This window comes from Burkholderiales bacterium, assembly GCA_013695435.1.
Classification (GTDB): domain Bacteria; phylum Pseudomonadota; class Gammaproteobacteria; order Burkholderiales; family JACMKV01; genus JACMKV01.
This window is the reverse complement of the sequence record JACDAM010000171.1, coordinates 1-7,076: the sequence shown is the minus strand read 5'-3', so window position 1 is coordinate 7,076 and position 7,076 is coordinate 1. Positions and strand designations below refer to the sequence as shown.

Below are 7,076 nucleotides of genomic sequence, written 5' to 3'. Positions count from 1 at the left end.
GACGTTTCCTTAATCGGTTTCAGAATTTTCGGGCGAAAGGCAGAACACCAGCTCCGCCGGTGCGCCTTGCGTACCGACAACGACAGCATTTTGTTCGAGCATCGTCGCGAGCATGGTTGCCGCTTCGCGTGAAATGCCGATCACGAGAAAGCTTTCTTCCGGCGGCCAGCCAGGCTCCTGCGCAACACCGCGCCCCGCGAAAATACAGTAGCCCATCTCCCGTAAATAATTGCGGAGGTCTGTCTGGCGCCATTGATTTTCCTCAAGCGCAAGCCGTTCAGATCGTGGGTTGCAGGCGGTAATGTAAGCCCAGCTTGTTTGCGCGCGCTGCTGCAAAAGCGCGTCTACTTCCTCGCTCGCCTCCCCAACGCGAATAGCGAAAGAACCGCCATCGTGATCGACCATGTAGTTCGTGCGGCGATAGGCAGCAGCGAGTGACATGTCGTTGTCAGTTCGCGTCATCGCCTTCCTTGTTGCGCCATGCGGGGCGCCTTCAACTGCGGCCCGATTACGCCGCCCCACAGTGAGAGCCAGCGTCCTGGCGATGGCGAAAACTGGATTCCGGCTGTCGCCGGAAATGACAAGCGGGAATTGATCGAACATCCGTACCTTCTATGAGGGCTTGCCTGAACCACGGGAACTCGGCAAATGTACGCGGTATGCTTTGAGCCACCATAACCGAGCCGCGAATACGAATATCCACAGTGACAATACGCCCGTGGACAGGCGCTCAAAGAGGCCTGTACCCGCCCGCAGTTCGGCGCTCCGCGACATAAGCGCCAGAAGTATCAAACCCAAGCATCCAGAAACGATAGAGTACGCACTGAGGCCCCGGAGGCTTTGATATCGTCTGAACAAGATACCCCTAAGGATCGCGGCGCCAATAAGCGCGAAAAACCCTACGGCGGCCGATAAGCTGTGCAACTTCTGACTGAGCAAAAGTCTAGGCAGGGCGCACCCGGTCTCGCACGGAAACATGCCAGCGCCAATGCGCGCTATCCCATTTATGGCAACCAGCATCGCCGCCAATGCGGCAAGCGGGCTACCTTTGAATGCAACATACAAGAACGCCGCAAATGCCATATGCATGAGCCCGGTAGGCACAAATGCAGCGTACCGCATAATGAATTCCGTAGAGCCGCCGCGCTCGCCAAGCTCGCTGATGTAGTGGGTAAAGTGACTGTATTCCGGTCTTAGACTGCCACAGAAAATAATGGCCGATGCCCATAAGACGGGAGCCAACATGCCGCACGCATTTCCACTCTTGCGGAGCGCTACCTTCATAGAGAGACAGGACGACGTTTATCGGGGCTAGCCTCGAACGTCAGGCCGTGTGCGTCTTCACCCAGGCGACATACTTGTCCATCCAGCTCTGCAGAAATTTCCTGCTGTCGGCGGAGCCCAGATTGCCGGCCTCGTCGAAAAATCCTTCCCTGACGTGGATGAACACTTCTGGCTGGCCAAGCGTCGGCACGTCGAGGTAGGCGAGAATGCCGCGCAGGTGCTGTTGCGCCACCCCCGTGCCGATGGCGCCGACCGAAGCGCCCAACACACCTGCGGGTTTGCCGGCCCAGGCGCTTTGGCCATAAGGGCGCGACGCGTGGTCGATCGCGTTCTTGAGCACACCGGGGATCGAGCGGTTGTATTCCGCCGTGACGAACATCAGGCCCTGGGCAGCCTTGATCTCGCGCTTCAGCCGTTTGACTGGCTCCGCCGGGTTTGCGTCGTCATCCTGGTTGTAGAGCGGCAGGTCATCGATCTGCACCTGCTTGAACGTGAAATCGGACGGCGTCAGCTTCGCAACGGCGTTAGCCAGCTTGCGGTTGAGCGAATCGCGGCGAAGGCTGCCGACGATTACGGCGATCTGATATGAGCTCACATGGATCTCCTGTCGAGAGTTGTGGATGAATTTTGAGGCGGCGTCAAGAAGCCTTTTGCACGTCTCCGTTTATCGGCAACATTGGTCCGGGTATCGATTTGCCATGATCGGACGCCGGCAACACGGCACCGCCATAACGCCCCGATTATTCGACTGTCTGCGACCCCGCCCTTCAGCGGTCTTGCTGGCCCTCAGTCGCGGCAAGACCTGTTCGCCGATCTCTTCCAGAAACGTCGCCCGCGCGACGCGCGCAGTACTTCAAATTGAGGATGACATGATTGACGCCCGCCGTGCGTGACGTGGCGAGGAAGCCGAAGACAGCGCTGCGGACGCGGCGAAAGCCAGAATGGAGCGACCCGCTGGCCCCGTTAGAGCGCGCAATGGACCTGCGATGATGGCGCCGCGATTCATAAGCGCAAGGGTTTGATCGGCGCCAGCACTGCCGATGGGTTGTTTTTCCAGATCGTTTCGTCGGCATCGACATACAGCTCGATTTCATTGCCGTCCGGATCGCGTAGATACAGGCTTTACTCACCGTGTGGTCGCTCATTCCGGCGATCGCTACTCCGGCTGCTTCGAGTTCGCGCTTCGCCGCGCGCAGGTCATCGAGGCTGTCGCCGATCTTGATGCCGGCATGATAAAAGCCGATGCGTCGACCTGACGGCGGCGCCGGCGCATTGCCGACTTCGATCAGCAGCAACTCGTGGTGGGTGCGGCCGCTGGTCAGCGCGGCGGCCTTGTCATCGAAGATGCGCCCGATCTCCTTGAAGCCGAGCAGATCGCGATACGCCATGAGCGGAACGCGGTGTTCGCGGCACCACGGCAGCAAATCGTATTCGACGCCGCGCCGGGTAAGATTGTAGAGCAGCTGGTTGGCCGCGACGCCGCCCCCGCCTGGCACACCGGCCAGATCGGTCATGTCGTCGACATTGAAATTGCTGACACCCCAGTAGCGGATCTTGCCGGCGCGCATCAGCGCGTCGAAGCCCGCCAGCGTCTCATCGAGCGGTTTAGAGCCGCGCTAATGCAGAAGATACAAATCGAGTCGATCCGTGTTCAGACGCCGCAGGCTGCGCTCGCATGCGGTGACCGTACCTTTGCGCGATGCGTTGTGCGGATAGACCTTGCTCACCAGAAATACTTCGTCGCGCCTGTCCTCGATTGCCGCCCCGACGAGCTCTTCGGATAGTCCGTCGCCATACATTTTCGCGGTATCGATCAAGGGCAGGCCGAGATCCAGACCGAGTCGCAGCGCGGCGAGTTCTTCATCGCGACTTGCCCGGGTTTCCCCGAGATACCACGTCCCCATGCCTAAAGCCGGAACGCGCTCACCCGATGGAAGCGTGACGTGTCTCATGCGGTTGCTCGCGCGTCCTGTTGCGGCTTGACGGAAGCGAACGAGGTCATGACTGCACGTGCGCCTCCAGAAACCACAGCGCCTTATCCACACCCCGGGATATTTCGGTGAACATGTCTGACGTATCCACGTCGCCCGCCTCGTCCGAAATCGCGACTGCCGCTCTCGTGCTTTTCGCCAGGTTTGCGTACCGCGCAACCAGCACATCGATCGCGCCTTTGCTTCCGCCCAACTGCTCGGGGCATTCCGGCAAACGCGAAGCGGCCGCCGACATGCGGACCGTTCCGAGCGCTGTGCCGCCCAGGGTCGTCGCCCGTTCGGCGATCAAGTCGACGTACTCCTCGGTTTGTTCGGCCAGCTCATCGAACAGCTTGTGCAACTGTTAGAAATCCGCTCCTTTTACATTCCAGTGGGCTTGTTTGGTCTGGCTGAACAGATCGAACGTATCGGCTAACTGTTGATTGAGCAGATCGACCATTTCGCTTCGTGGCTGCTGACCTAAATCGATATGCGTTTTGTATTTTGGGTGAGACATGTTTTTCTCCTGATCCGGAATGCGGCTTAATGATGTGCGGCGTGGTGACCATGATGCTGATGTACCAGCGCATGACCGCGAGCTCGACCTGGATGCACGCCAGGCGCTTTCGCTCGGTCTCATACTTTACGCTGCCGTGCCGCGCTGCGCAGAATAACCTTGCACCGAGAGTGCGCCTGAGTTTCCGCGCAAAATGGTCGAACTGCATCGTGGTCGATCCGACAATGGGGCCAAGCAGGCAGACCGGGACACCGGTCGGGGCGACGGTGTGCTGAGTACTGCAGAGCGCCAGGAGCCGGCGCGGCTGCGGCGTGAGAATCAGCTGCTCAAGCTGGAGCGGGAGATACTGTCAAAAGCCGCGGCTGACGTTCAACGCGACGAATCGACGCGTTTTATCAGGCTCTGCGCAATCTTTGCGGTCGAATCGGCAGCGTACGAATCCGTTCGCCGGTGAGCATGAACAAGGCGTTGCATACGGCTGGCGCGATTGGCGGCACGCCCGGCTCGCCGACACCGGTCGGTGCTTCCTGCGATGGCACGATATGCACCTCGATCTCCGGCATCTCGTTCATTCGCAGAACCTTGTAGTCGTGGAAATTGCTTTGTTCGACGCGCCCTTCCTTCAAGCTGATCGCGCCGTCGAGCGCGGCGCCGAGACCGAAACCGATGCCGCCTTCCATTTGCGCAAGTATGACATCAGGATTGACGGCGACGCCGCAATCAACCGCGCACACTACGCGCTCTACGCGGAAGGAGCCGTCGGGCTTCAGCGAGACTTCGGCGACCTGAGCGACGAAAGTCTTGAACGACTCGTGCACGGCGACCCCGCGCGCATGGCCTTTCGGCAGTGGCGTTCCCCAACCCGCCTTTTCCGCCACGAGATTGAGCACGCCCAAGTGACGCGGATGTTTCGCCAGCAGCGCGCGACGGAATTCGACCGGGTCCTTGCCCGCCGCCGCCGCGAGTTCATCCATGAAAGTCTCGGTCGAAAACGCCGTATGCGTCGAGCCGACCGATCGCCACCATTGCACCGGCACGCCGACCTTGGGCGAATTCAAATCCACCAGCATGTTCGGAATCGCGTAGGGCAGGTTGGACGCGCCCTCTACTGAAGTTGCGTCTATGCCGTCTTTCACCAGCTTCGGTTCGAATGGTGTTCCGGTGATAATCGATTGTCCGACGATACGATGGTGCCAGGCCACCGGATTGCCGCCGGCATCGAGGCCGGCGCGCAAGGTGTGATAGTAGATCGGACGGAAATAGCCTGCGCGCATGTCGTCTTCGCGCGTCCACTGCAGCTTGACCGGCGCCTTGCCATCGATCGCTTTGGCGATGTGCGCGGCTTCCATCACATAATCCGACTGCGGGTTGGCGCGGCGGCCGAAACTTCCGCCCGCGTAAAGCATGTTGATTCTGACCTGCTCGGGTTTCATGCCGACCGCGGCTGCGATATTGCCTTGATCGACGGTCTGGAACTGCTCGCCGTTCCAGACTTCGCAGCCGTCCTGTCCGAGCTTGACCACGCAGTTCATCGGCTCCATCGCGGCGTGTGCGAGATAGGGGAACTCGAACGCAGCTTCGAGGGTTTTCGCGGCGGACGTCGAACCAGCATTGGCGTCACCGACCTGGTTCGCAACGACTGCCGGCTCTTTCGCGAGCGCTTTGTATTGCGCGAGTATCTCGTCGCTCCCGAGCTTGTTCGCGGCGCCCTCGTCCCATTGCACCGAAAGCGCGTCGCGCCCCTGCTTGGCGGCCCAGAAGTTGGTCGCGAGCACGGCGACGCCTTCGGGAATCTGCACCACCTCGACGACACCCTTAATCGCCTTGGCTTTGGAAGGATCGTAAGCTATCACCTTACCGCCGAACCGCGGCGGATGCGCGACCACCGCCGTCAACATGCCCGGCAGCTTCATGTCGATGGTGTAGCGCGCGCTACCATCGCATTTGGGCTTCGAATCCTTACGCGGAATTTTTTGGCCGATGTAGCGGAAATCCTTGGGATCTTTCAATTTGACGTCGGGCGGCACCGGCATCGCGGCTGCCTGCTCGGCCAGTTGTCCGAAGCTCGCCTTACGGGCACCGGCGCTGACGACTCCGCGCTCTACGGTGATGGTTTCGGGCGCGACCTTCCATTCCTGAGCCGCGGCCGCGACCAGCATCGCGCGTGCGGTGGCGCCGGCCTTGCGCAATTGGTCGTAGGAATTGGCGATCGCCGAACTGCCTCCGGTACCCTGCACCGGGCCCCATGCCAGATTGTTGTAAAGCTTGGCATCGGCCGGCGCGCCTTCGACTTTGACCTTGGCCCAATCGGCGTCGAGCTCCTCGGCGACCAGCGTCGCGAGTCCGGTATAGCTGCCCTGGCCCATCTCAACGTGCTTGGCCATCACGGTGACGCTGTCGTCGGCGCCGATGCGCACAAACGCGTTCGGCGCGAACGAAGAGTCGGCGACGCTGCCCGCCATCTTTCCCGGCCCGGCCTGGGCGAAGCTCGCCGGAAGATAAAAGCCGAGAGTCAATCCTGCGCTTGCCGCAGCGCCGGCTTTTAAAAACTGGCGGCGGCTCAATGGACTTGTGGTCATGATTGCTCCTAAGCGGCGAGCGTTTTCGCCGCTTCGTGAATTGCGGCGCGGATGCGCACATAAGTCGCGCAGCGGCAAATGTTGCCCGACATCGCGGCGTCGATATCGGCGTCGTTAGGCTTGGCCTTTTCCTTGAGCAGCGCCACCGCCGACATGATCTGGCCCGACTGGCAATAGCCGCATTGCACGACATCGAGTTTTTCCCATGCCGTTTGCGTCGCCTTGCCCGCGCGCGTGGCGCCGACGTTTTCTATCGTGGTGATGCGTTTTCCCGCCGCGGCCGATACCGGCATGCTGCACGAGCGCACCGCTTTGCCATCGACGTGGACCGTGCACGCGCCGCACTGCGCGATGCCGCAGCCGTACTTGGTGCCGGTCAGGCCTGCCCCGTCGCGGATCGCCCAAAGGAGGGGCATCTCCGGAGGAACATCGAGTTGATAGGTCTTGTCATTGACGTGGAGTGAGATCATTGCGGTTCCTCGTTCCAGTTCATTCAGGGCATTTCGCGCCCGACTCTGCCCACGCGTGCACGATGCGGTCGAATTCCGGTTTGGCTATCGGCGCCGTCTCGCGCGCTCGACCATCGGCGTCGATTCCCGGTGCCCAGCTCCAGGCGACCAGTTCATCGCGCGTCATATGATCGACGATACCCTTCAGGTCTTTGTTGCCGTTCTTGCTCTTGTCGAGCAGCGCCCGGCAAAGCTCGCCCGGCGACAGGCCTTCCCA

6 protein-coding genes and 2 pseudogenes are annotated in these 7,076 nt (G+C 60.7%); all 8 read right to left on the bottom strand.

Annotation, left to right across the window (positions count from 1 at the left end):
- Positions 1-9: 9 nt before the first annotated feature.
- Positions 10-462 (bottom strand): DUF3293 domain-containing protein, encoded by a 453-nt coding sequence (locus tag H0V78_08865; protein MBA2351881.1) that lies wholly within the window; start codon positions 460-462, stop codon positions 10-12.
- A gap of 150 nt (positions 463-612) precedes the next feature.
- Entirely contained in the window at positions 613-1,245 is a 633-nt protein-coding gene (locus H0V78_08860; protein MBA2351880.1) for a DUF998 domain-containing protein, read from the bottom strand.
- Positions 1,246-1,324: 79 nt separating this feature from the next.
- Entirely contained in the window at positions 1,325-1,879 is a 555-nt protein-coding gene (locus H0V78_08855) for an NAD(P)H-dependent oxidoreductase (protein MBA2351879.1), read from the bottom strand.
- A 172-nt stretch (positions 1,880-2,051) separates the two neighbouring features.
- Positions 2,052-3,236: pseudogene (locus H0V78_08850) on the bottom strand (aldo/keto reductase).
- 46 nt (positions 3,237-3,282) lie between these two features.
- Positions 3,283-3,771, bottom strand: a pseudogene (dps, locus tag H0V78_08845) (DNA starvation/stationary phase protection protein Dps).
- A 395-nt stretch (positions 3,772-4,166) separates the two neighbouring features.
- Positions 4,167-6,350, bottom strand: coding sequence for a molybdopterin-dependent oxidoreductase (locus tag H0V78_08840; GenBank protein ID MBA2351878.1), 2,184 nt, complete (start codon positions 6,348-6,350; stop codon positions 4,167-4,169).
- A gap of 8 nt (positions 6,351-6,358) precedes the next feature.
- A complete protein-coding gene (locus H0V78_08835) occupies positions 6,359-6,820 on the bottom strand; it encodes a (2Fe-2S)-binding protein (GenBank protein ID MBA2351877.1) in 462 nt (153 codons plus the stop codon).
- Between the two features lie 19 nt (positions 6,821-6,839).
- The coding region (locus tag H0V78_08830; GenBank protein ID MBA2351876.1) for a hypothetical protein at positions 6,840-7,076 on the bottom strand (237 nt) is incomplete at its 5' end.

What these genes read in the sequence shown, in the direction of transcription:
- H0V78_08865 (MBA2351881.1), bottom strand. Translation starts at nt 462, where the DNA reads ATGACGCGAACTGACAACGACATGTCACTCGCTGCTGCCTATCGCCGC.
- H0V78_08860 (MBA2351880.1), bottom strand. Translation starts at nt 1,245, where the DNA reads ATGTTGGCTCCCGTCTTATGGGCATCGGCCATTATTTTCTGTGGCAGT.
- H0V78_08840 (MBA2351878.1), bottom strand. Translation starts at nt 6,350, where the DNA reads ATGACCACAAGTCCATTGAGCCGCCGCCAGTTTTTAAAAGCCGGCGCT.
- H0V78_08835 (MBA2351877.1), bottom strand. Translation starts at nt 6,820, where the DNA reads ATGATCTCACTCCACGTCAATGACAAGACCTATCAACTCGATGTTCCT.